We start from the raw sequence: 22,149 nt of genomic DNA, 5'->3' as shown, positions 1-22,149 counted from the left end.
GGCGTCACGGGCGCTCCCATCCCCTCCGGGGGGGGAGCGCCCCCATCCGCGCGTCGCGGCTGCGGTAGACGATGTAGGGGCGGGTCAGGTAGCCGACGGGCGCGGTCAGCATGTGGACGAGCCGGGTGAACGGCCAGATGCAGAACAGCAGCAGCGCGCTGAGCGCGTGGAGCTGGAACAGGGGCGGGACGTCCCGCATCAGGTCGGGGGCGGGGTTGAGGTAGAACACCGACCGGAACCAGGGCGAGACGGTCTCGCGGTAGTTGTAGCCGTGATCGACGACGTTGGCGGCGACGGTGGCGGCGAGGCCGATGACGATGACGGCCGTCAGCACCAGGTACATCATCTTGTCGTTGACGGTGGTCGCGGAGAACACGGGGCCGGTGGTGCGGCGCCGGTAGATGAGGATGGCGAGCCCGGCGAGGGTGCAGAACCCGGCGAGGGTGCCGATCACGACGGCCACCACGTGGTACGCGTCCTCGCTGATCCCGGCGGCCTCCGTCCAGCTCGCGGGGATCGCGAGGCCCCCGATGTGGCCGAGCAGGACGAACAGCACGCCGAAGTGGAACAGCGGGCTGCCGATCCGCAGCAGGCGGCTCTCGTAGAGCTGGGAGGAGCGGGTCGTCCAGCCGAACTTGTCGTAGCGGTACCGCCAGACGTGTCCCAGCACGAAGATCGTGATGGTGACGTAGGGCAGCACCACCCACAGCACCGTTTCCTTCATCTGGTGGCTCCGATCACCGGGTCGGGCAGGAAGACGGGGCCTCCCCCGGTCGGGGTGAGCCCTCCGTAGGGCGTGAGACCGACCTCCTCCTCGGGCGGCCCTTCGGCGGCGAGCCGCGCGACGGCCTTGCGGGTGTCGCCGGTCAGCGGCGGCAGTGTCGCCGAGACGGCGTCCAGGACGGCGGCCCAGGGCGAGCCGGCGTCGGTGAGGGCGAGGCGCAGCAGTTCCAGCCCGGCGCGGTGCTCGGTGAGCAGCCGCAGTCCCTCGTCCGGCACGGCGGCGCCGAACTCGAGCACGACGGAGAGGTGGTCGGGCAGCTCCCCGTCGTCCAGGACGAGCCCGGACGCGCGGTAGGTCTCCTTGAAACCGAGCAGCGCCATGCCGCGCTTGCGGGTGTCGCCGTGCGCGTAGTAGGTGAGGTAGAGGCAGCAGCGCTTGCGGTGGTCGAACGTCGCGACGTAGTCGGCGGCGAGGACGCCCTGCGGTGTCGCGTCGAGGTGGTCGAGGAACGCGGTCAGCGGCCCGCCCACCGGCGGCGGGACCTCGGCCGCGGCGCGGCGCAGCAGCGGCCGCCGGGCGAGGAGCTCCTCGTCGGGGTAGCCGAGCAGCAGCGACGCCGCCTGCCAGGCGGTGCCGAGCAGCGCGGTGGCCGGCCGCTTCCCGTCCGCCCGGCCCGCGGCGGGCCGGGCGGTCCGCTGCGGCCTCACGGCTTGGGCTCCGTCTCGGCGGCGCCGGAGTCGGCGGGCGGGTTCCCGGTGGGCCCGCCGGGCTCGGGCGGGAACAGCCCGGACGGGGTGCCCTTGCCGTCCCAGTTCAGCAGGTTGACGCGGGTGTGCTTGTCGGCGGGGTCGACGGGGCTGTCGGAGGTCTGCCGCTGCCGCAGCATGTGGAAGTTCTCCACCGCGATCGGCGCGGCGCCGCCGGACGACTCGCCGAACGGGCCGGAGCCGCCCATCCCGGGGCCGCCCTCGTAGTCGAGGCTGCACTCGGTGGCGAGCTCCTCCAGCTTGTGGGCCTGCTCCTCGTGCGCGGTGGGGATGACGTAGCGCTCCTCGTACTTGGCGAGGGCCAGCAGCCGGTACATGTCGTACATCAGCTCGCCGGTCATCCCGACCCGGCCGGGTATCGACTCATCGGCGTCGCGGCCGAGGTTGATGTCGCGCATGTAGGAGCGCATCGCGGCGAGGCGCCGCAGGACGGCCTCGACCGGCTTGGTGTCTCCGGCGGTGAACAGTTCCGCGAGGTACTCGACGGGGATCCGGAGCGTCTCGATCGCGGCGAACAGGTTCCCGGCGTTCTCGGCGTCGTGGCCGGTGTCGCGGACGATGTCGACGACCGGGGACAGCGGCGGGATGTACCAGACCATCGGCATCGTCCGGTACTCCGGGTGCAGCGGCAGCGCCACCTTGTAGGTGTTGATGAGCGCGTACACCGGGGACCGCTGCGCCGCCTCGATCCAGTCGCGGTGGATGCCGGCGGCCTCCGCCGCCGCGACCACGCGCGGGTCGGACGGGTCGAGGAAGACCTCGCGCTGCGCCTCGTACAGGCCGGTGTCGTCCGGGGTGGACGCCGCCTCCAGCACCTTGTCGGCGTCGTACAGGACGAGGCCGATGTAGCGGAGCCGCCCCACGCACGTCTCGGAGCAGACGGTGGGGATGCCGACCTCGACGCGCGGGAAGCAGAACGTGCACTTCTCCGCCTTGCCGGTGCGGTGGTTGAAGTACATCTTCTTGTAGGGGCAGCCGGTGACGCACATGCGCCAGCCGCGGCAGCGGTCCTGGTCGACGAGGACGATGCCGTCCTCGGTCCGCTTGTAGATGGCCCCGGACGGGCAGGACGCGGCGCAGCTCGGGTTGAGGCAGTGCTCGCAGATCCGCGGCAGGTAGAACATGAACGTCTTGTCGAACTCGGCCTTGACCTTGTCGGACAGGTCGCGGACGAGGACGTCCTTCTCGATGTGCTGCGGCGAGCCGCCGAGGTCGTCGTCCCAGTTCGCCGACCAGGTGATCTTCATGTCCTTGCCGGTCAGCAGCGACTTCGGGCGGGCGACCGGGGTGTGCTCCTGGAGCGGCGCGCTCGTGAGGGTCTCGTAGTCGTACGTCCAGGGCTGGTAGTAGTCGTCCATCCCCGGCATCTTGGGGTTGGCGAAGATCGTCAGCAGTTTGCGGAACCGGCCGCCGGCCTTCAGCGAGAGCCGCCCGCGCCGGTTCAGCGTCCAGCCGCCGCGCCACTGCTCCTGGTCCTCGTAGCGGCGCGGGTATCCCTGGCCGGGGCGCGTCTCCACGTTGTTGAACCAGACGTACTCGACGCCGGTGCGGTTCGTCCACGCCTGCTTGCACGTGACCGAACAGGTATGGCAGCCGATGCACTTGTCGAGGTTCATCACCATGGCCATCTGTGCCATGACGCGCATCAGTACTCCACCTCCTGGGAGCGGCGGCGGATCATGGTGACCTCGTCGCGCTGGTTACCGGTCGGGCCGAGGTAGTTGAACGCGAACGAGAGCTGCGCGTAGCCGCCGATGAGGTGGCTCGGTTTGATCAGCAGCCGGGTGAGCGAGTTGTGGATGCCGCCGCGCCGTCCGCCGGTCTCCGCGCGCGGGACGTCGATGAGGCGGTCCTGCGCGTGGTGCATGTAGACGGTGCCCTCGGGCATGCGGTGCGACACGATCGCTCGGGCGACGACGACGCCGTTGCGGTTGACGGCCTCGATCCAGTCGTTGTCGGAGACGCCGATCTTCGCGGCGTCCAGGTCGCTCATCCAGATCACGGGGCCGCCCCGCGACAGCGACAGCATGAACAGGTTGTCCTGGTACTCGGAGTGGATCGACCACTTGTTGTGCGGGGTGAGGTACCGGACGGTCAGCCCGAGCTCGCCCGTCTCCCCGATGCGCGGCTCGCCGAACAGCGCGTTCATGTCGAGCGGCGGGCGGAACACCGGGAGCTGCTCGCCGAGCTCGGCCATCCAGTCGTGGTCGAGGTAGAAGTGCTGGCGCCCGGTGAGGGTGTGCCACGGCTTGAGCCGCTCGACGTTGATGGTGAACGGGGAGTAGCGGCGGCCGCCGGTCTCCGATCCGGACCATTCGGGCGAGGTGATGACGGGGACGGGCCGCGCCTGCGTGTCGGCGAAGGTGATCTGCTTGCCCTCGTGCTCGGCGGCGAGGTCGGCGAGCCGGGTCCCGGTCCGCTTCTCCAGCGTCTTGAAGCCCTCGGTGGCGAGGTGCCCGTTCGTCGTGCCGGACAGCGCGAGGATCGTCTCGCAGGCGTGCACGTCGCGGCGCAGCGACGGGCGCCCGGCGGCGGGTCCGCCGCGGACGGCGCCGTTCTTCTCCCGCAGGTACTCGACGGACCGGTTGAGGTCGTAGGTGATGCCCTTGGTGGTCGCCCCGAGCTCGTCGGCGAGCGGCCCGAGCGCGGCCATCTTCGCGGCGATCGCGCCGTAGTCGCGCTCGACGGTGACGATCTTCGGCATCGTGACGCCGGGGACCGGCTCGCACTCCCCCGCCGCCCAGTCGGCGACGCGCCCGTGCGGGGTCGCCATCTCGTCGGGCGTGTCGTGCTGCAGCGGCACCGCGACGATGTCCGAGCGGACGCCCAGCCGGTCGGCGGCGAGCCTGCTGAACGCGCCCGCGATCGTGTGGAAGGCGTCCCAGTCGGTGCGGGTCTGCCACGGCGGAGCGATCGCCGGGTTGAACGAGTGCACGAACGGGTGCATGTCTGTGGTGTTGAGGTCGTGCTTCTCGTACCAGGTCGCGGCCGGCAGGACGACGTCGGAGTAGATGGTGGTGCTCGTCATCCGGAAGTCCAGCGACAGCAGCAGGTCGAGCTTGCCGGTGGCCGCCTCTTCGGGCCACTCGACGTCCCGTGGCCGCCGGTCGGGCGGGGTCTCGTCCGCGCGCAGCGAGGAGCCGGCGCCCAGCAGGTGCTTGAGGAAGTACTCGTTGCCCTTCGCGGACGACCCGAGCAGGTTGGCGCGCCACACGGTGAGGACGCGGGGGAAGTTCCGCGGCGCCTCCGGGTTCTGGCAGGCGAACTCGAGCCGTCCCGCCTTCAGCTCGTCGACCACGTACTCGCCGGCCGCCCGGCCGGACGCCTGCGCCTCGTCGGCGATCGTCAGCGGGTTGCGGTCGAACGTCGGGTAGGACGGCATCCAGCCGAGCCGCGCCGACTGCGCGATGACGTCGGCGGTGGACTTGCCGGCGAGCTGCCCGCCGGACGTGGCGGCGGAGAGGGTGTCAGCGCCGAACTGGTCGTAGCGGTACTGGCCGGTGTTCACGTACCAGAACGCGGTGCCGATCATCTGCCGGGGCGGCCGGGACCAGTCGAGGCCGAACGCGAGCTGCGCCCAGCCCGTGACCGGGCGGCACTTCTCCTGCCCGACGTAGTGCGCCCAGCCGCCGCCGTTGACGCCCTGGCAGCCGGTCAGGGTGGTGAGCGTCAGGAACGCCCGGTAGATGGTGTCGGAGTGGAACCAGTGGTTGGTGCCCGCCCCCATGAGGATCATCGAGCGGCCGCGCGACTCCTCTGCGTTCGCGGCGAACTCCCGGCCGATGCGGGCGGCGGCCTCGGCGGGGACGCCGGTGATGGTCTCCTGCCAGGCCGGGGTGGACGGGTCGGCGGCGTCGCCGTAGCCGGACGGCCAGGTTCCGGGCAGGTCCGGGCGGCCCACCCCGTACTGGGCGAGGAGCAGGTCGTAGACGGTGGTGACGAGCTGGCCGCCCACGTCCCGGACGGGGACGCCGCGGCGGATCACGCCCGGTGTGCCGCCGGGGCCGTCGAACCGGGGCAGCTCGACCTCCACCGCGCCGTCGGGTCCGCCCTCCGCCGACAGGAGCGGGTCGGCGCCGCCGAGGTCGAGGTTCCAGCGGCCGGCGCCCGCCTCCCCGAAGCGGAACCCGAGCGACCCGTTCGGGACGAGCGGCCGGCCGGTCGCGGAGTCGAGCACGACGGTCTTGAACGCGGCGTTCTCGCCCTGCGCCTCCGCGCCCGGCAGGTCGGCAGCGGTCAGGAACTTGCCGGGGACGTAGGCGTCGCCGCGCCGCTCCACCTTCACCAGGAACGGCAGGTCGGTGTACTTCTTGACGTAGCCGTCGAAGTACGGGGTCCGCCGGTCGACGAAGAACTCCTTGAGGACGACGTGGCCCATCGCCATCGCGAGGGCGGCGTCGGTGCCGGGGTGCGCGGCGAGCCACTCGTCCGCGAACTTGACGTTGTCGGCGTAGTCGGGCGACACCACGACGACCTTCTGGCCCCGGTAGCGGGCCTCCGTCATCCAGTGCGCGTCCGGGGTGCGCGTCACCGGGACGTTCGAGCCCCACATGACGAGGTAGGAGGCGTCCCACCAGTCGCCCGACTCGGGGACGTCGGTCTGGTCGCCGAACATCTGCGGGGACGCGACGGGCAGGTCGGCGTACCAGTCGTAGAACGACAGCATCGTGCCGCCGATGAGCGACACGAACCGGGCGCCGGCCGCGTGCGACACCATCGACATCGCGGGGATCGGGGAGAACCCGGCGACGCGGTCGGGCCCGTACTCGGCGATCGTGTGGACGTGCGCGGCGGCGATGATCTCGGCGGCCTCGTCCCACGTCGCCCGTACCAGGCCGCCCCGGCCGCGGGCCGACTTGTACCGCGCGGACCGCTCCGGATCGGAGACGATCTCCCGCCACGCCGCGACCGGGTCGCCGGTGCGGGCGCGCGCCTCCCGGTACATCTCCAGCAGGACCCCCCGGACGTACGGGTAGCGGACCCGGGTCGGCGAGTAGGTGTACCAGGAGAACGCGGCGCCGCGCGGGCAGCCGCGGGGCTCGTACTCGGGCCGGTCGGGGCCGACGGACGGGTAGTCCGTCTGCTGCGCCTCCCACGTGATGATGCCGTCCTTGACGTACACCTTCCAGGAGCACGACCCGGTGCAGTTCACTCCGTGGGTGGAGCGGACGACCTTGTCGTGCGACCAGCGGTCGCGGTAGAACGCGTCGGCCTGCCGCCCGCCCTTCCTCGTCAGGGTGCGCCCGTCGTCGGACACCTCCGCGCGGGAGAAGAACCGGCGGGTGCCGACGAGGGCGTCCGCCAGCGGGCCGTCGATGGCGGCCTTCCCCGCCCCTGCGCCGTGGGAGCCCTGGTGTCCGTCACCCGTTGTCACTGTGGTGTCCCTTCTAGGAGGTCGCCCTCCGCGCGTCCACGGCGCTGCGCACCGCGGTCAGCGTGAAGAACATCGCGGCGGCCGCGACCACCGCGAGCGCGAGAAGCCCGAGCGCGTAGGAGTTCTGGGAGCTGTAGATCGTCCCCATGATCAGCGGCGGGACGAACCCGCCGAGGCCGCCCGCGGCGCCGACGACGCCGGTGACCGCGCCCACCTTGTTCGGCGGGCTGAGCTGGGCGACCAGCGCGAACGTGGCGCCGCTGCCCGCGCCGAGCGCGGCGGCCATGACCAGGAACGCGATCGTGCCGAGCGGCGCGAGCGACGGCGCGGTCGACTGGACCGCCGCGCACACGGCGACGACGCCGAGCCCGGCCGCCAGCACCCGGACGGCGCCGATCCGGTCCGACAGGGCGCCGCCGAGCGGGCGCATCAGCACCGCGACGAGCACGAAGCCCGCCATCCGGTTCGCGGCGTCCGCCTGCGTCAGGAGGTACTCGTTCTTCAGGTAGACCGGCAGGTACACCGAGAACGCGACATAGCCGCCGAACGCGACCGCGTACAGCGCGGCCGCCTGCCAGGTGACGGAGAGCCGGGCGGTGGCGGCGAGCCGCTTGGACAGCGGCTCGGTGGGCGCGGTCCGGCCGGGCGGTTCGCGCAGGACGAACCAGGCGGCCGCCGCGTAGACCGCGAGCAGGGCGGCGGTGATGACGAACGGGGTCGCGGTGCCGCGGGCGTCGACGAGCCGGACGGTGGTGAGCGCGCTGATCGCGGTGCCGCCCATGCCCGCGCCGAACACGCCGATGGCCAGGCCGCGCCGCTCCGGCGGGAACCAGCCGTTGACGAACGGGACGCCGACCGCGAACGCGGTTCCGGCGACGCCGAGGAAGAACCCGCCGATCAGCAGGGTCGCGAGCGACTCGTGGCCCCCTGCTGGAACGAGGTGAGGTCGAGCGCGTCACGGAACCGGGGGCCGAGAGGGCTGAGCAGCGCCCACGCCCAGAAGTTCACCGCGAACCCGAGGGTGGCCATCGCCAGCATGACGCCCGGCCTGGTCAGGACGGCCGCCGTCGCGCCGCCCCGGCGTCCGGGTGGAGCATCATCCATGACCGTCCCCCATTGTGATCATCGTGGTCACGCGAAGCACTTCCCCGGGTCCCGGAGGGCGAAACCAAGATCACGATGACGCGTGTCAGTATGGGGGTCCTGCCCGGCGAAGGAGTACCCGCCATGCTGGTCCGAGAGGCCATGACCTCCCCCGTCGTGACGATCCCGGCGACCGCGACGGTCCGCCAGGCGATCCGCGTCCTGCACGAGCACGACATCACCGCCCTGCCCGTCGTCGACGACGCCGGGCGGCTCGCCGGCATCGTCAGCGAGGCCGACCTGCTGCGCGGCGAGTTCGAGGCCGACCCGCGGGCGTTCGCCCGGCCGCACGCGCCCGCCGGCGCGCCCGCGCCGCGCGAGGTCGCGGAGGTCATGACCCGGGACGTGCACACCACGCGGCCGACCGGCGACGTCGCGGAGATCGCCGCGCTGATGATGAAGGCCCGGATCAAGAGCGTCCCGGTGCTGGACGGCACCGCGATCGTCGGCGTTCTCAGCCGCCGCGACCTCATCGCGGTGCTGGCCCGGGGTGACGCCCGGATCCGCGACGACGTCCTCGCCGCCATCACCGAGTTCGGGCCGGGCGGGACGGTGTGGGACGTCGAGGTCCATGACGGCGCCGTCGAGCTGTGCGGCCCGGCCGACGAGTCCGCGCAGCGCATCGCCGACGTCCTCGCGCGGACGGTGCCGGGCGTGACCCGGGTGTCGCTGCGCGGCACGGACTGATCGTCCGGTTCGGGACCTTGGTCCCGGACGGGGCGGGACCTCCGCGCTTGGTGGAGCGCGCCTCGCCCGGGGTAGCGTGACGTACATGACAATCCGCGTGTTCCTGATGGACGACCACGAGGTCGTCCGACGCGGCGTGGCCGCGCTGCTGTCGGCCGAGGACGACATCGACGTCGTGGGCGAGGCCGGCACGGCCGAGGAGGCCCTCGCCCGGGTGCCCGCGGCGAAACCGGACGTGGCCGTCCTGGACGTGCGGCTGCCCGACGGCGACGGCGTGTCGGTGTGCCGCGAGCTGCGGTCGAGGATGCCGGAGCTGTCCTGCCTGATGCTGACGTCGTTCGACGACGAGGACGCCCTGTTCGACGCCGTGATGGCGGGCGCGGCCGGGTACGTCCTGAAGCAGATCCACGGCTCCGACCTGGTCGGCGCGGTGCGGACCGTCGCGTCCGGGCAGTCGCTGCTCGATCCGCGCAGCACGGCCCGCATGCTGGAGCGGCTCCGGGAGCGGCAGGAGCGGCAGGACCCGCTGAAGGGCCTGACCGAGCAGGAGCGCAAGATCCTCGAGCTCATCGGGGAGGGCCTGACGAACCGGCAGATCGGCGAGCGGCTGTTCCTCGCCGAGAAGACGGTGAAGAACTACATCTCCAGCATCTTCAGCAAGCTCGGCATGAGCCGCCGCACGCAGGCGGCCGCCTTCGCCGCGAAACTGAAGGCCGGCGACCCGAAACCGCGCGGATGACCGTCGTGGGAGCAGAGCGGAGCGCCGCCGCGGGCAAGGCCGTCGACCACAGCGGCCTGGAGATCCTGGGCGAGGAGGAGTGTCTCGCCCTGCTCGGCGCCGCCGAGATCGGGCGGATCGTGTTCACCGACCGGGCGCTGCCCGCGATCCAGCCGGTGAACTTCACCCTCCACGAGGGCACCATCGTGATCCGCACGTCGCCGGGGTCGCGGCTGTCGACCGGCGCCGCCGGGACCGTGGTGGCGTTCGAGATCGACGACTTCGACGTCGCGGCGCGCACCGGCTGGTCGGTCGTGGTCGTGGGCCGCGCCCGCGTGGTGACCGCCCCCGAGGAGAGCGCGGCGCTGGAGGCGCTCGGCCTGCGGACGTGGGCGCCCGGCGAGCGGGACCGGTTCATCAGCGTCCGGCCCGAGATCGTCTCCGGCCGCCGGATCTGACCGGCCTCCCGGCAAGCCCGACCGCCTGACCTCCCCGGAAATCACGCGTCCCCCTTATTGGCGCGGCGCCAAAAAGGGTTTATCGTAAGTACATGCTTACGGTCGTCGGGCGTTCACCCGGCCGTGATCCGAAAATCGGCACGGTCCAGGCGGCGCGTGCGGAGCCGGTAGCCGAGCATGGAGCCGGGCCAGTTGTTGGTGTTGCGGCGCCGCCCGCCGTCCTCCAGGACGTACCAGCTCTCGCAGCCGCCCGCGTTCCAGACCGTGCCGTCCAGGCGCTCCATCGTGCGGCGGTCGAAGTCGTCCAGGACGTCCTCCCGCACGTCCATGTACCTCACCCCGTCCTGGGCGAGGGCCCGGACCGCCTGCAAAACGTAGGCGAACTGGCTCTCCAGCATGTGGACGATCGAGCCCGACCCCACGTTGGTGTTCGGCCCGTACAGCAGGAAGAAGTTCGGGAACCCCGCCACCGCCAGGCCGAGGTAGGCGCGGGCGCCGTCCTTCCACGCGTCGCCGAGGTCCCGCCCGTCCAGGCCGGTGACCCGCATCGGCGCGACGAAGTCGTGCGACCGGAACCCGGTCGCCAGGACGATCGTGTCGGCGGGGTGCAGGCGTCCGTCGGCGGTGCGCGGCCCGTCCGCGGTGACCTCGGTGATCGGGCTGGTGACCAGCTCCACGCCCGGCAGGTTGAGCGCCGGGTAGAAGTCGCTGGACACCAGGACGCGCTTGCAGCCGAGCTCGTAGTCCGGCAGCAGGCGCCGGCGGGTCGCCGCGTCCCGCACCCTCCGCAGGTTCGTCCGGCACATCGCGCGGACGTGCGCCGACAGCGCGGTCCGGAACCGGCGCGACACCAGCATCGGGTTGAGCAGCAGCTCGAACCACGCGAACACCCCGAACCGCGACAGCTTCGGCAGCACCGGCAGGCGCCGGTTCAGCCGCAGGCGCCAGCCCGGGTACTCCCGGTCCCACTTCTGGCCGATCCAGTGCGGTTCGCGCTGGAAGATCCGCAGCGACCCGGTGACGGGCGCGATCTCCGGGACGATCTGCACCGCGCTCGCCCCCGTCCCGATCAGCGCGACGTCACGTCCGGTCAGGTCGTGGCCGTGGTCCCACTCGGCGGAGTGGAACACCCGCCCGGCGAAGCCGTCCAGCCCCGGGATCGCGGGCCGGGACGGGTCGCTCAGCTGCCCGCACGCCGCGACCAGCACGTCGGCGGTGTGCTCCTCCCCCGCGGCGGTGCGCAGGGTCCAGCGGCCGGCCGCCGCGTCGAACTCCGCGCCGGTGATCTCGGTGCCGAACCGGATGTCGTCGGTGATCCCGTGCTTGGCGGCGCAGCGCCGCAGATAGGCGAGGATCTCCGGCTGCGGCGCGAAGCGCCGCGACCAGTCCGGGTTCGGCTCGAACGAGTAGGAGTACAGGTGGGACGGCGCGTCGCACGCGGCGCCCGGATAGGTGTTGTCCCGCCAGACACCGCCGAGGTCGCCGGCCCGCTCGAACACCGTCACGTCGGTGACTCCGGCCGTCCGCAGCCTGATGGCCAGGCCGATGCCGCTGAACCCGCTCCCGACGATGGCGACCGAGACGCCCATCCGTCCTCCCTCCGCCGGCGCGCCGCACGAACCGGGGCGCGCCGCAGCCCTCGCCCGCCGAAAACTACGAACGTCCACGGAGAAACACCATGCGCGATGCGGACACGGTGCTCGGCGCCGCCGCGGGACGTCCCCGCAGCGCGGCGAGCACGGCACTGCTGGTCGGGCTTGCCGGTGAGCACGGCATGCCTCCCTCCCGGGTCCTGCGCGGCACCGGGCTGACCGCGGCCGGGCTCCGCGCCCCGGAGGCCGTCGTCACCGCCGCCCAGGAGCTGCGGGCCGTCGTCAACCTCGTCACCGAGCTCGGCCCGCGCCATCCGGGGCTCGGCCTGGAGGCCGGGCGGCGCTACCGGGCGGCCAGCACGTTCGGCACGCTCGGGATCACCGCGCTGACCAGCGGGACGCTCGGCGAGGCCGTCGCCTTCGGCCTCGAGTACTCCGACCTGACCTTCATGTTCTCGCCGTTCCGGCCGACGACGCAGCTCGGCACCGGCGCGCTGCGGACGTTCCTCGACGACCACGCGATCCGGGAGGGGCTCGGCGACGACGTCGCCCGGTTCCTCGCCGAACGGGAGGTGGCGGCGGTGGTCACGTTCGTCCGGGACGTCACCGGGTCGGGGCGCGGCCTCGACCACATCGTGTTCGCCGACCCCGAGCCGCGGTCGCTGCTGCCCTACACGCGGGTGCTGGGGGTGCGGCCGGCCTTCGGGGAAGGCCGCACCTACGGGGTCCTGTCGCGCCGGATGCTGGCGTCCCGGCTGCCGCAGGCCGACCCCGAGACCGCCGACCTCGCGGCCCGGCAGTGCAGGCTGGAGCGGGCCAGGTACCGCCCCTCGCCGCAGCCGCCCCGGCCCCGCGTCCCCGCCGGCGAGTCCCTCACGAGCATGGTGCGGGCCGCGCTGGAGCAGGCGTGGGCGGCGGGCGAGGGCGCGCTGCCGCAGCGGCGGCTCGCCGCCCGGCTGAACATGAGCGAGCGGTCGCTGCGCCGGGGCCTGGCCGCCGAGGGCAGCGGGTACAGCTCGCTCGCCGACGCGTCCGCCGCCGAGGCGGCCCGCCGGCTGCTGGCCGGCGGGCGGACGGTCGAGCAGGTCGCGGCGGCGCTCGGCTTCTCCGGCGCGTCCAGCTTCACGCACGCGTTCAAGCGCTGGACGGGCACGACCCCCGGACGCTACGCCCGGGAGACCGCCGCCGCGCCCGTCCTCACTTCGACGGGGACGGGCTGACCTCCGGGCTCGCGGGGGTCTGCTTGCCCTCGGGGTCGGTCATGCTCTCGTTGGCCGACCCGACGGACGTGACGTCGGTGACGCGCCAGCCGTCGCCGTGCCGGGCCATCCGGATGTCGAGGTAGGAGCCGAGGACGCGGCGCGTCCCGGCGGAGCTGCGGACCTCCGAGTCCATCACCACGACGGCCTTGGCGGTGCCGCCGGTGATGTCCCCGAGGTACACGGACCGGACGGTGGCCGTCGCGTTCGCCTTCAGCCGGGTGATGACGCCCTCCAGCCCGCCGGTGAACGCCTCGTCGTAGGTCTTCGCGAAGTCGTCGGAGGCCATGGCGAGGACCCGGTCGCGGGCCGCCTGCAGCTTCGTGTGGTCGTAGCTGAGCAGCGCCCGCCCGAACTCCGCGGCGGTCGCGCGGACCTCGCGGCGCTCGTCCTCCTTCTTCCCGGCCTGGTACGCGGACCAGCCCTGCACACCGGCCGTGACGAGGGCTGCGACCAGCACGAGCGCGACGACGATCCGCAGCGGCCCGCCCCGGTCGCGCAGCGCCGCCTTCCCGGCGGCACCGGCCCTGAGCGGCCGGGGCTCCCGCTCCGGCCCCTCCGCCTTTCCGGGCTTCTCCGCGCTCTCCGCCTTCTCCGCGGACTCCGCCTTCTTCGCGGACTCGGCCTTCTTCGCGGACTCGGCCTTGACTCCCGACTCGGCCTTGTCTCCGGGCTCCGCCTTCTCCGCGGTCTCCGGCTCCTGCTCCGCCTTCTCGTCCTCGACCTCTTCGGCCTCGGCCTTCTCCTCCGCGGCCTCTCCGGCGGCGGTCTCGGGGTCGGTGTCGGTCTTGCTCACGGGGGTCCTCCGATGGTCAGGGCACTCAGGGCCGGCAGAGCGTCAGGCGCGGAGCGGTCGGCTTCCGCACCGGCGCGGTGTACTGGGTGGCGGCCTTGGCGGGGCCGGCGATCGTGATGACGGGCGACACCCGCAGGAACGGCCCGGACGGCTCGCGCGCCGTCACGTCCGCGACGAGGGCCTGAAGCGTCGGCACCTGCCGCAGCACATGGTTGATCTTTCTCTGGTTCTCCGGGGTGAGGAGCGGGACGGTGGGCGTCGCGGCCGCGTTGAGCAGGCAGTCCAGGCCGGGGCGTGCGTCCTCCAGCAGGCGGTTCATGTTCCGCAAGGCCCCCGGACCGTGGGTCAGGACGCTGTCGAGGTCGCGGGCGGAGCGGCGCAGCTCCGCCGTGAGCAGCGCCAGGTCGTCCACGCCGGACGCGACCTGGAACCGGTGGCCGGCGACCGTCGCGGTGAGCCGGGTCAGCTCGCGGGACAGGCCGTCCAGCGTGCCGGCGTTCGCGGCGAGCGTGCCGGTCAGCCGGTGCGTGTCGCCGACGAGGTCGGACAGGTCGGTGCCGCGGCCGTTCAGCCCGGTGGCCAGCTCGTGCACGAGGGTGCGGGTGTCGCGCGGGTCGACGGCGTCGAGCGTCGCGCTGAGCCCGGCGAACAGCCGCTTGTAGTCGGTCGCCCCGGCGGTGCGCGACAGCGGGATGTGGTCGCCCTTCCTCAGCGCCGGCGCGGACCGCGACGGCGTCGCGGCGGGCGTCAGCTCGATGTAGGGCTCACCGATCGCGGACTTGCGCAGCACCCGCGCGCCGACGTCGTTCGGGACGCTGACGCCGCGGTCCAGGTCGAGCCGGACCGCGACGTGGTCCCCGCGGAGCCGGACGTCGCCGACCTCGCCGACCCGCACGCCGAGGTGGGTGACCTCCAGGTCGCCGTGCAGGCCGGGCGTGGACGCGAAGTCCGCCGTGATGGGGAACGGCCGCTCCAGGGCGTCGATGTGGATGAGGCTGCGGACGGCCCACACCGACAACAGCACCCCGAGCAGCGCGAAGAAGACCAGGTTGACGGCGATGCGGGGGAATCTCATGGGGTCGGCTCCAGGAGGCCGTCGAGGGGGTTGCCGCCGCCGTCGCCGGCACCGGCGGACACCGGCGCGGCGCCGCCGGGCGTGGTGTCGACCGGACCGGGATACGGCAGGAACCCCTTGATCCAGAGGAACAGGAGGGCCTGGCCGGAGTGCGACACCGACGGCCCCTTCAGGAAGCCGAGGACCGTCCCGGTGAGGGCCTTGAGGTCGTCGCGGCCCCGCAGCGCGGCGGCGAGGAGCGCGTCGGCGCGCTGGAGGACGGCGGCCAGCCGGGCCGCGTGCCGCTGCTGCACACTGCCGTTCACGTTGACCGCGAGGGCCCGCAGCGCCTGGACCGCCCTCTTCAGCTCCGCGCGGTCCTTCTGGAGCCGCTGGGTGGCGAGCGCGACGTCGGCGGGCAGCCGGTCCAGCTGCCCGCTCCCCTTGCGCAGGGACCGGCCGAGGCCCGCGAGCGCGTCCAGGGCGCGGCCGAGGTCGGCGCTGGCGGCGGCGTACTGGTCGCCGACCGCGGCGGCCTGCTTGACGAGGGTGTTGAGCTTCGTCCCCTTGCCGCGCAGGGCGGTGGCGGACTCGTCGCCGATCGTCGCGATGTCCTGCCCGCCGAGCGCGGCCAGCAGCGGGCCGACCTTGGCGCTGATCTGCTCCAGGTCGGGCTGGACGCCCGTCCGGGAGAGGGTCGCGCCGGACGCCAGGAACGGGCCGGTGTCCAGCCGGGCCCCGGGCGGCAGGTCGAGCCGGACGTAGTTCTCGCCGAGCAGCGACGAGCGGGCGATGGTCGCGGTCGTCCCCTGCGGCACCCGCCGGTCGGACAGCAGCGACATCGTGACGCGGGCGCGGTACCCGGCCAGGCGGACGCGCGTGACGGTGCCGACCCGGATGTCGGCGACCTGGACGCTGTGCCCGACGACGAGGCTCTGCACGTCGTCGAACTCGGCGTGGAGGGTGATGTCGCCGCGCGGCGCACCGGCCGTCTGCAGCGAGCACCCGGCCAGCAGGACCGCCGCGGCGACGGCGGCGAGCACACGGATCATCAGGGCTTCTTTCCTGGCTGCTTCGGTTTCCCCCGCGGCGCCCCGGGGGGCGCGCCGCAGTCGTCGAGCGCGGGGTTGCCCCGCAGGCACGGGACGGTGCCCCAGCCGAGGGCGGTGAACAGCGGCTGCAGCCACTCGCGGACCATGCCGTGGACGACGACGCGGATGGTGACGACGTGGTTGCGGCGGTCCCACGCCTGGACGGCGACGTCCGCGAACCGGCCGAGCGCGTCGATGGCCTGGGTGAGGCCGGTGGCGTTGCCCTTGAGGCTGAGCACGATGTTGGACAGGTCGGCGACCGTGTCGGGCAGCGTCTCCCGGTACGCGGTGACCAGCACGTCGCTCCTGCGGATCGCGGCGGCGAGGCCCGCCACGAACGACCGCAGCCGCGCGCGCTCCTCCGCGAGCGTCCGGCTGGTCGTGGCGAACGACCCGAGCACGCCCTTGAGCCGCTGGTCGCGGGCGTTGAGCTCGGCGGCGAGCTCGTGCAGGCCCTTCGCCAGCTCCGCGATCCGCTTGTCCTGCGCGGCGAGGCCGCGGGTGAGCGCGGTGGTGTCGTGCAGCGCCGCGTTGATCCCGTCGCCGTGGCCCTCGACGCCCTTCGCGGCGCGGTGGATCGCGGGGCCGAGCGCGCCCGCGTCGATGGACCGGTTGAGCTTGGCGAACGCGTCGAGGGCCTCGTCGATCTCGACGGGCACCTCGGTGCGCTCCTGCGGGATCACCGCACCGGGCGCCGCCTTCGGCATGCCGGGCCTCCACACGGGGTGCAGGGCGATGAACCGCTCCCCGAGCGCGTCCGCCGCGGTGATCACGGCCTTCGCGCCGGCCGGGACGGGCACGTCGTCGCGGACGTCGATGTCGACCCGGACCCGGCCCCGCTCCCCCTTCACCGCGACGATGGTCCCGGCGTCCGCGCCCATGACCTTCACCTGCGACTTCGGGTAGAGGGACGGCGCCTTCGCGAAGTAGAGGGTCATCCGGTAGGTGCCGTCCCCGCCGGGAAGGGCGGAGCAGCCGCCGAGCGCGGCCGTGAGCGCCAGCACGGCGGCGGCCGCGACGGGACGCCTGATCATCTGCGTGCCTCCTTCGGCGCGATCCTGGACAGTTCGGCGAGGTCCCGCGGCGACAGGGGGCCGAGGCCGGTGCCGAGGACCTCCAGCCACGGTCCGTGTCCGCCCGCGCCGGCCAGCCCGCTGAGCGTGGGCCCGGCCCAGGCGAGCAGGTTGTTGAAGTCGCCCGTCACGGGGCGGAGCGCGCCGAGGGTCCCGCGCAGGTCGGCGATGACCGACAGCAGCCGCGCCTGCTGGGTGTCGATGAGCCGGGTGAGGGACTGGACGGTGCGGTCGCTGGAGCCGAGGAACGCCGACAGCTCGTCGCGGCGCTTCTGCAGCTCGTCCAGCATCACCTGGATGTTGGTCAGCAGCCGCGACAGCTCGGTGTTCTTGGACCGGGCGAGCGCGACGACCTTCTCGCCGTCCGCGAGGAGCCGCTTGATCTGCGGTTCGGACTCGTGCACGGTGTCGGCGAGCTTCGCCAGGTTGCCGAGGGCGCGACCGAGCCGCCCCCGGTCGTTCCTCCCGACCCCGTTCAGCTCCGCGATGATCGTGTTGATGGCGCGGGTGTCCAGTCTGGCGACGGTGCGGGTGGACGTGCCGAGCACGTCGTTGATCGTCTCCGGGGACCGGGTCCGCTCGATCGGTATGCGGCGCCTGTCGTCCGGCAGGTCCTTCAGGTGCGGTCTGGTGACGGTGCCGGACAGCCGCAGGAACCGGCCTCCGAGCACGTTCGCGACCTCGATGTCCGCGCGGGTGGCGGGGCCGAGCGCGACCTCGGACTCGACCTTCCACGTCACGAGGACGTGGCCGCGGCGGTGGTCCGGTTCCACCGCGGTGACCTCGCCGACCCGGACGCCCGCGACCCGCACCTCGTCGCCGGCGCGGAGGTTGCCGGTCTCGGCGAACACCCCGGTGACGGTGTAGCGGTCCTGGAGGAGGCCGCGGGTGCCGACGAGGTACACGGCGACGACGAGCGCCATCAGCGCCGCCGCGGACACGAGCCCCACGGTGATCCGGTTCCGGTCGCGGAACGACTTCAGCGCCATCAGTTCCCCCCGACGATCAGGTCCTGCAGCTCGCCGGGCGAGTCGACGCGGGCGCTCGGCTCGCGCGGGCCCGGCAGCCGGGTCGGATACGGGCACGGCGGCGCGGTCAGCGTGAGGCACGGGATGGCGGCCTCGACGTACTGCCCGTTGTCGGAGGCCGCGAAGATCTTCTGGAGTTTCGGCGTCGCGGACCGCAGCACGTCGAGGACCGCCGCCCGGTTCCGGTCGACGCCCGCCGCGAACACCGACAGCCGCTGGACGACCCGCTCCAGCTCCCGCGCGTTGCCCGCGATGAGCTTGTCGGACGTCCGGGTCATCGCGGCGAGCTGGACCAGCGCGTCGTCGATGAGCCTGCGGTTCCCGGTGAACGCCTCGCTGAGGCTGACGAGGTCGTCCACGGCGGTCGCGATCTGCCGGTCGCGGCGCGCGATGATCGCCGTGATGGCGGCGTAGTCGTCCAGCATCTGCTTGAGCGTGCCGCGCCGCGCGGCGATCGTGGACGACAGCCGGTCGACGTCGGCGACCAGCCGGTCGATGCTCCCGGCGTTGCCGTCGAGCGCCTGCGCGAGCGCCACGAGCACGTCGTTGACGCGCCCCGGGTCGATGCTGCGGACGAGCGGGGCGAGCTGGTCGAGCAGGGCGCCGCCGTCCACGACCGACCGGGTCCGCGCGATGTGCGCGCCGGACCGCATCTTCTGCTGCGCCGTGCCGGGGATCAGGTAGACGACCCGGCGCCCCATGGCGTCGCGCCAGCGGATCGCGGCCTCGCTGTCGGCGGGAACCTCGACGGTGTCCTCCACCGTCATCCGGACCCGCGCCCGTCCGTCCACGACCTTCACCTCGTCGACCCGGCCGACCGGCGCACCCGCGATCTTCACCTCGTCGCCGGCGGCGAGGCCGCTGGCGTCGTCGAAGGTCGCCGACACCTTCCAGCCGCCGCCGATGTCGACGCGGGCGATCTGCAAGCCGATGAACACCGTGAGCAGGCCGGTCACCGCGACGAACGAGACGAGCCGGACGAGGGTCCCGGCGCGGGCGCGCGCCTGCTTCGACAGAGAGCGCGCCATGTCAGCGTCCCCCCGTCTTCGCCGGAAGCTCGTACGGGCCGCACAGGCCGAGGATCAGCCGGCACGGATCCGTCGGCAGCAGTCCCTGGGAGCGGATGTAGTTCTTGCCTTCGGGCCCTTGCAGCGAGGTGAGCTGCGCGTAGAGCGGCAGCAGTCGGTTGCCCGTCCGGACGGCGTCGCCGACCAGGCCGAGCTGCGCGTAGATGATCCGGGCGGTGCGCTCCGACGACCGGAAGGCCGCGCCCAGCTGCCCGCCGCGCTTCCCGAACCCGTGCGCGACGAGGAACGACAGGCCCGACAACCCGTTCGCGAAGCCGGCCAGCCGGCCGTCGCCGCGCGCGGCCGTCTCGATGAGCGCGTTCGTGTCCCCGGTGATCCCGACGAGCTCGTCGCCCCGGGAGCCGAGCACCGCCGACAGGTCGGCCGCGTCGCCGACGAACCGCCGCGCGTTGGCGCGCTGCCGGTACGCGACGCCGACCAGCACGCCGGTCTGGTCGATGGTCTCCCGCAGCCGCGCGCCGTTGCCCCGCAGCCCCTCGGCCGTGGTGTGCACGATCGTGTAGACCTCCTTGGGGTCGATCGCGCCGAGCCCGGCGTCGGCGGCGCCGAGCAGGTCGGCGAGGTCGCGGGGGTCGGAAGTCCGCACGATCCGCCCGCCGGAGGCGAGGAACGGCCCGGACGAGGCGTGCGCGCCGGGGACCAGGTCGACGTACTTCGGCCCGAACGCGGACGCCGGTTCGATCGAGGCGGTGACGGTGTCGGGCACGCGGGTGCCCGGCTCCACCTCCAGGACGAGCCGTGCCCGGCCGCCGCCGGTCAGCTCGACCCGCTTCACGGAGCCGACCGTCACGCCGTGCACCTTCACCTGCGTGCCCTCGCCGAGGCCCTGCCCGGCGCGGCCGAACTCCGCCGTCAGGATCGTCCCGTCGTCCTCGAACGGGCGGGCGACCAGCACGTACAGCCCGGACGCGAGGACCGTCAGCGTGACCAGGGTGATCAGCAGGCGGGTCGGCAGGGACATCTCGTCATAGCTCATCCGGTGAGCCTCACGGTCTCGCCGTCACCCCAGAACACGTACGACAGCAGCAGGTTCAGGGTGACGATCACGATGATGGACAGCCGGATCGCGCGGCCCGCCGCGCGGCCCACCCCCGCCGGCCCGCCGGAGGCGTAGTAGCCGTAGTAGCAGTGGATGGTGATCACGGCGAAGGCGAACACGCCCACCTTGATGGCGCTGTAGACAAGGTCGATGGTGGGCAGATAGAGCCGGAAGTAGTAGTCGTAGACGCCGGGCGCCAGATCGAAGAACCCGGTGCTGATCAGGCGGGTCGCGAAGAAGCTGGCGAACAGCGCGATCAGGTAGAGCGGGACGAGCGCGATCAGCGCCGCCACCACGCGGGTGCAGACCAGGTACGCGAACGACCCGATGCCCATGACCTCCAGCGCGTCGATCTCCTCGGAGATCCGCATCGCGCCGAGTTCGGCGGTGAAGGCCGACCCGCACTGCGCGGCGAGCGCCGTCGCCGCGATCACGGGGGTGATCTCCCGGACGTTCGCGAACGACCCGACCAGGCCCATGAACGACTGGGCGCCGATCGACCGCAGGCCGGTGTAGCCCTGCAGCCCGACCTCGGTCCCCACGAAGAACGCCATCGTGAAGATGACGAAGATCATGCCGCCGCCGACGACGCTGGCGCCGACGCCCACGACGACGTCGCTGACGTGCCGGGCGATCGTCTTGGTGTACTTGCGCCGCAGGATCAGGTCCCGGACGGTGTAGAGCAGGATCCGGTAGACGAACACCGGCCACTTGGCGGACTCGCTCGTGCGCTCGATCGTCGCCGTCCCGGCCCGGACGGCGCGCGGCACGCTGATGCCGGCCATGGTCAGACGCCCCCCATCAGATCCGCGGCGGGAACGCGACGAAGTACACCGTCGTGATCACGTAGTTGAGGGCGAACACGAGCAGGAACGCGACGACGATCGCGCGGTTCACGGCGCGCCCCACCCCCACGGGGCTGGCCGCGCAGTTCATGCCCATGTAGCAGGCGACGACCGCGGCGATCACGCCGAACAGCCACGACTTCAGCAGGGTCACGAGCAGGTCCGAGGTCCGCAGCAGCGAGGTGGCGCCGTCGAAGTAGGCGCCGGGCGTCACGTCCTGCAGCAGGACGTTGAACACGAACCCGCCGGCGGCGCCGGACACGATGACGAGGGAGGCGAGCAGCGTCGACACGAGGCTCGCCGCCCACAGCCGGGGCGTGACGAGCCGGTGGATCGGGTTCACCGCCATCGTCTCCATCGCGGACAGCTCGTCGCGGATGCGGCGGGCGCCCATGTCGGCCGTCATCGCGGACCCGCCGGCGCCGGCGATGATGAGCGCGGCGGCGATCGGCGCGACCTCCCGGACGAGCCCGACGACGACCGCGCCGCCGGTGGCGGACTGGGCGCCGAGCTGCGCGGCGAGCTGGCCGACCTGGAGCGCGACGGTCGCGCCGAGCGGCAGCGAAACGAGGATCACGGGCAGGCTCGTGACGCGGGCGAGGAACACCGCCTGTTCGGCGAACTCCCAGGCCCAGGAGCGGACGTCCCAGGTCCGCCGGACCGCCTCCAGCGCGATGACGAACAGCTCGCCGATCTCGCCGAGCAGCCCGTGCACGCGGCCGGGGATGGGGATGGACGACACGTTGATCCGTTCTTTCGGGGGTGAAGGTGCCGGCGGTCCCGCGGGCGTCTGGCGCGAAGACGATGCGCGGGACCGCCGGCCGTCGGTACCCGCGCGCCCGTGGGAGTGGACGGCCGGTACCGCGTCATGCCCCCGTCGGCCGGGGAGCGGTGGGGGACATGGGTCACGTGGGGACCCGGAGGCTTGTTGACGGCCCGACAATAACCTAATTGGCACGGTGCCAACAAGAGGTTCCGAACGCCATTCTGGAGAGGTCGCGGGGCGTGGCGGAAGCGGCGCGGATTGACAGGGCTGCGGGGACACCGTACGTTTCCCGTGATTCACGGTTGTCCGAGGGAAATCCGGTGAGATGCCGGTGCGGACGCGCCACTGTATCCGGGGCCCTGTCCCCGGGAGCCAGGTCACTTGGGCAACCGCGACCTCATTGTCCGGGACGCGCTAGATCCCCTGTGGAGGCACTACCGTGAGCACACTGTCCGCTCCCTCTTCTTCCTCGCCGGCCCCCCTCTCCCGGGTCGCCCTCTGGTCGCTGCTCGCGGTTCCCGCGCTCATGCTGCTCGGCTACCTCGTCCTCATGGACAACGGGGCCGTCTCGCAGACCGGCGCGTACCTCCACGAGCTGATGCACGACGGCCGGCACCTGCTCGGCGTGCCCTGCCACTGAGCACCCC

At 72.8% G+C, this 22,149-nt stretch carries 21 protein-coding genes; 5 read left to right on the top strand and 16 right to left on the bottom strand.

The features are described 5' to 3' along the window. Positions 1-4: 4 nt before the first annotated feature. The 6 genes from narI to IE99_RS33235 all read right to left on the bottom strand — a co-directional run bounded on the left by narI (position 5) and on the right by IE99_RS33235 (position 7,969). The gene (gene narI, locus IE99_RS0126440) at positions 5-724 is read right to left on the bottom strand and encodes a respiratory nitrate reductase subunit gamma (protein WP_030176626.1); all 720 of its coding nucleotides are present in this window, start codon (positions 722-724) and stop codon (positions 5-7) included. Next, positions 721-1,431: a nitrate reductase molybdenum cofactor assembly chaperone gene (gene narJ / locus IE99_RS0126435; protein ID WP_030176625.1), complete on the bottom strand. Its 711-nt coding sequence runs from the start codon at positions 1,429-1,431 to the stop codon at positions 721-723. The genes narI and narJ overlap by 4 nt, the downstream gene beginning before the upstream one ends. Continuing rightward, on the bottom strand, positions 1,428-3,137 hold the full coding sequence (gene narH, locus IE99_RS0126430) for a nitrate reductase subunit beta (protein ID WP_030176623.1): 1,710 nt from the start codon (positions 3,135-3,137) through the stop codon (positions 1,428-1,430). Before narH ends, narJ begins: the two co-directional genes overlap by 4 nt. After that, the gene (locus tag IE99_RS0126425) at positions 3,137-6,808 is read right to left on the bottom strand and encodes a nitrate reductase subunit alpha (protein ID WP_030176620.1); all 3,672 of its coding nucleotides are present in this window, start codon (positions 6,806-6,808) and stop codon (positions 3,137-3,139) included. Before IE99_RS0126425 ends, narH begins: the two co-directional genes overlap by 1 nt. A gap of 70 nt (positions 6,809-6,878) precedes the next feature. Continuing rightward, on the bottom strand, positions 6,879-7,763 hold the full coding sequence (locus IE99_RS29800) for an MFS transporter (protein WP_245623348.1): 885 nt from the start codon (positions 7,761-7,763) through the stop codon (positions 6,879-6,881). Continuing rightward, positions 7,763-7,969: a hypothetical protein gene (locus tag IE99_RS33235; protein WP_245623347.1), complete on the bottom strand. Its 207-nt coding sequence runs from the start codon at positions 7,967-7,969 to the stop codon at positions 7,763-7,765. The genes IE99_RS29800 and IE99_RS33235 overlap by 1 nt, the downstream gene beginning before the upstream one ends. 123 nt (positions 7,970-8,092) lie before the next feature. Between IE99_RS33235 and IE99_RS0126415 the strand changes: the two genes are divergently transcribed. From IE99_RS0126415 to IE99_RS0126405, 3 genes are all read left to right on the top strand, one after another. Further along, a complete protein-coding gene (locus IE99_RS0126415; protein ID WP_030176617.1) occupies positions 8,093-8,695 on the top strand; it encodes a CBS domain-containing protein in 603 nt (200 codons plus the stop codon). Between the two features lie 85 nt (positions 8,696-8,780). Beyond that, positions 8,781-9,434, top strand: a complete 654-nt coding sequence (locus IE99_RS0126410; RefSeq protein WP_030176614.1) for a response regulator transcription factor — start codon at positions 8,781-8,783, stop codon at positions 9,432-9,434. A 5-nt stretch (positions 9,435-9,439) separates the two neighbouring features. Next, the gene (locus IE99_RS0126405; protein ID WP_037560133.1) at positions 9,440-9,871 is read left to right on the top strand and encodes a pyridoxamine 5'-phosphate oxidase family protein; all 432 of its coding nucleotides are present in this window, start codon (positions 9,440-9,442) and stop codon (positions 9,869-9,871) included. A gap of 113 nt (positions 9,872-9,984) precedes the next feature. Here IE99_RS0126405 and IE99_RS0126400 read toward each other — a convergent pair whose 3' ends face one another. Beyond that, complete coding sequence (locus IE99_RS0126400; RefSeq protein ID WP_030176608.1) at positions 9,985-11,460, bottom strand: flavin-containing monooxygenase; 1,476 nt, start codon at positions 11,458-11,460, stop codon at positions 9,985-9,987. A gap of 89 nt (positions 11,461-11,549) precedes the next feature. Between IE99_RS0126400 and IE99_RS0126395 the strand changes: the two genes are divergently transcribed. Beyond that, positions 11,550-12,683, top strand: coding sequence for an AraC family transcriptional regulator (locus IE99_RS0126395; protein WP_051713297.1), 1,134 nt, complete (start codon positions 11,550-11,552; stop codon positions 12,681-12,683). Here the strand turns inward: IE99_RS0126395 and IE99_RS0126390 are convergent. The 9 genes from IE99_RS0126390 to IE99_RS0126350 are packed head-to-tail and all read right to left on the bottom strand — an operon-like array spanning position 12,661 to position 21,478. Further along, complete coding sequence (locus IE99_RS0126390; protein WP_030176602.1) at positions 12,661-13,518, bottom strand: VirB8 family type IV secretion system protein; 858 nt, start codon at positions 13,516-13,518, stop codon at positions 12,661-12,663. The genes IE99_RS0126395 and IE99_RS0126390 overlap by 23 nt on opposite strands. A 25-nt stretch (positions 13,519-13,543) precedes the next feature. After that, positions 13,544-14,593: an MCE family protein gene (locus IE99_RS0126385; RefSeq protein WP_051713294.1), complete on the bottom strand. Its 1,050-nt coding sequence runs from the start codon at positions 14,591-14,593 to the stop codon at positions 13,544-13,546. Then, positions 14,590-15,624: an MlaD family protein gene (locus tag IE99_RS0126380; RefSeq protein WP_037560119.1), complete on the bottom strand. Its 1,035-nt coding sequence runs from the start codon at positions 15,622-15,624 to the stop codon at positions 14,590-14,592. Before IE99_RS0126380 ends, IE99_RS0126385 begins: the two co-directional genes overlap by 4 nt. Next, entirely contained in the window at positions 15,624-16,697 is a 1,074-nt protein-coding gene (locus IE99_RS0126375) for an MCE family protein (protein ID WP_051713292.1), read from the bottom strand. The genes IE99_RS0126380 and IE99_RS0126375 overlap by 1 nt, the downstream gene beginning before the upstream one ends. Next, entirely contained in the window at positions 16,694-17,725 is a 1,032-nt protein-coding gene (locus IE99_RS0126370) for an MCE family protein (RefSeq protein WP_030176589.1), read from the bottom strand. The genes IE99_RS0126375 and IE99_RS0126370 overlap by 4 nt, the downstream gene beginning before the upstream one ends. Then, the gene (locus IE99_RS0126365; protein ID WP_030176587.1) at positions 17,725-18,792 is read right to left on the bottom strand and encodes an MCE family protein; all 1,068 of its coding nucleotides are present in this window, start codon (positions 18,790-18,792) and stop codon (positions 17,725-17,727) included. Before IE99_RS0126365 ends, IE99_RS0126370 begins: the two co-directional genes overlap by 1 nt. Position 18,793: 1 nt before the next feature. Then, positions 18,794-19,828, bottom strand: a complete 1,035-nt coding sequence (locus IE99_RS0126360) for an MlaD family protein (RefSeq protein ID WP_030176584.1) — start codon at positions 19,826-19,828, stop codon at positions 18,794-18,796. Further along, positions 19,825-20,676, bottom strand: coding sequence for an ABC transporter permease (locus IE99_RS0126355; protein WP_030176581.1), 852 nt, complete (start codon positions 20,674-20,676; stop codon positions 19,825-19,827). The genes IE99_RS0126360 and IE99_RS0126355 overlap by 4 nt, the downstream gene beginning before the upstream one ends. A gap of 16 nt (positions 20,677-20,692) precedes the next feature. Next, positions 20,693-21,478 (bottom strand): MlaE family ABC transporter permease, encoded by a 786-nt coding sequence (locus IE99_RS0126350; RefSeq protein ID WP_169744486.1) that lies wholly within the window; start codon positions 21,476-21,478, stop codon positions 20,693-20,695. Between the two features lie 463 nt (positions 21,479-21,941). Here IE99_RS0126350 and IE99_RS0126345 point away from each other — a divergent pair, with 463 nt between their 5' ends. Further along, positions 21,942-22,142, top strand: a complete 201-nt coding sequence (locus IE99_RS0126345) for a CbtB domain-containing protein (RefSeq protein ID WP_030176575.1) — start codon at positions 21,942-21,944, stop codon at positions 22,140-22,142. The last annotated feature ends 7 nt before the right edge of the window (positions 22,143-22,149 follow it).

This window comes from Spirillospora albida (assembly GCF_000718255.1).
Lineage (GTDB): Bacteria > Actinomycetota > Actinomycetes > Streptosporangiales > Streptosporangiaceae > Spirillospora > Spirillospora albida.
This window is presented reverse-complemented; position numbering and strand designations above follow the sequence as displayed.

Coding starts and splice junctions, on each gene's coding strand:
- narI (WP_030176626.1), bottom strand. CDS start 724: ATGAAGGAAACGGTGCTGTGGGTGGTGCTGCCCTACGTCACCATCACG.
- narH (WP_030176623.1), bottom strand. CDS start 3,137: ATGCGCGTCATGGCACAGATGGCCATGGTGATGAACCTCGACAAGTGC.
- IE99_RS33235 (WP_245623347.1), bottom strand. CDS start 7,969: ATGGATGATGCTCCACCCGGACGCCGGGGCGGCGCGACGGCGGCCGTC.
- IE99_RS0126415 (WP_030176617.1), top strand. CDS start 8,093: ATGCTGGTCCGAGAGGCCATGACCTCCCCCGTCGTGACGATCCCGGCG.
- IE99_RS0126410 (WP_030176614.1), top strand. CDS start 8,781: ATGACAATCCGCGTGTTCCTGATGGACGACCACGAGGTCGTCCGACGC.
- IE99_RS0126400 (WP_030176608.1), bottom strand. CDS start 11,460: ATGGGCGTCTCGGTCGCCATCGTCGGGAGCGGGTTCAGCGGCATCGGC.
- IE99_RS0126395 (WP_051713297.1), top strand. CDS start 11,550: ATGCGCGATGCGGACACGGTGCTCGGCGCCGCCGCGGGACGTCCCCGC.
- IE99_RS0126385 (WP_051713294.1), bottom strand. CDS start 14,593: ATGAGATTCCCCCGCATCGCCGTCAACCTGGTCTTCTTCGCGCTGCTC.
- IE99_RS0126380 (WP_037560119.1), bottom strand. CDS start 15,624: ATGATCCGTGTGCTCGCCGCCGTCGCCGCGGCGGTCCTGCTGGCCGGG.
- IE99_RS0126375 (WP_051713292.1), bottom strand. CDS start 16,697: ATGATCAGGCGTCCCGTCGCGGCCGCCGCCGTGCTGGCGCTCACGGCC.
- IE99_RS0126370 (WP_030176589.1), bottom strand. CDS start 17,725: ATGGCGCTGAAGTCGTTCCGCGACCGGAACCGGATCACCGTGGGGCTC.
- IE99_RS0126365 (WP_030176587.1), bottom strand. CDS start 18,792: ATGGCGCGCTCTCTGTCGAAGCAGGCGCGCGCCCGCGCCGGGACCCTC.
- IE99_RS0126360 (WP_030176584.1), bottom strand. CDS start 19,828: ATGAGCTATGACGAGATGTCCCTGCCGACCCGCCTGCTGATCACCCTG.
- IE99_RS0126355 (WP_030176581.1), bottom strand. CDS start 20,676: ATGGCCGGCATCAGCGTGCCGCGCGCCGTCCGGGCCGGGACGGCGACG.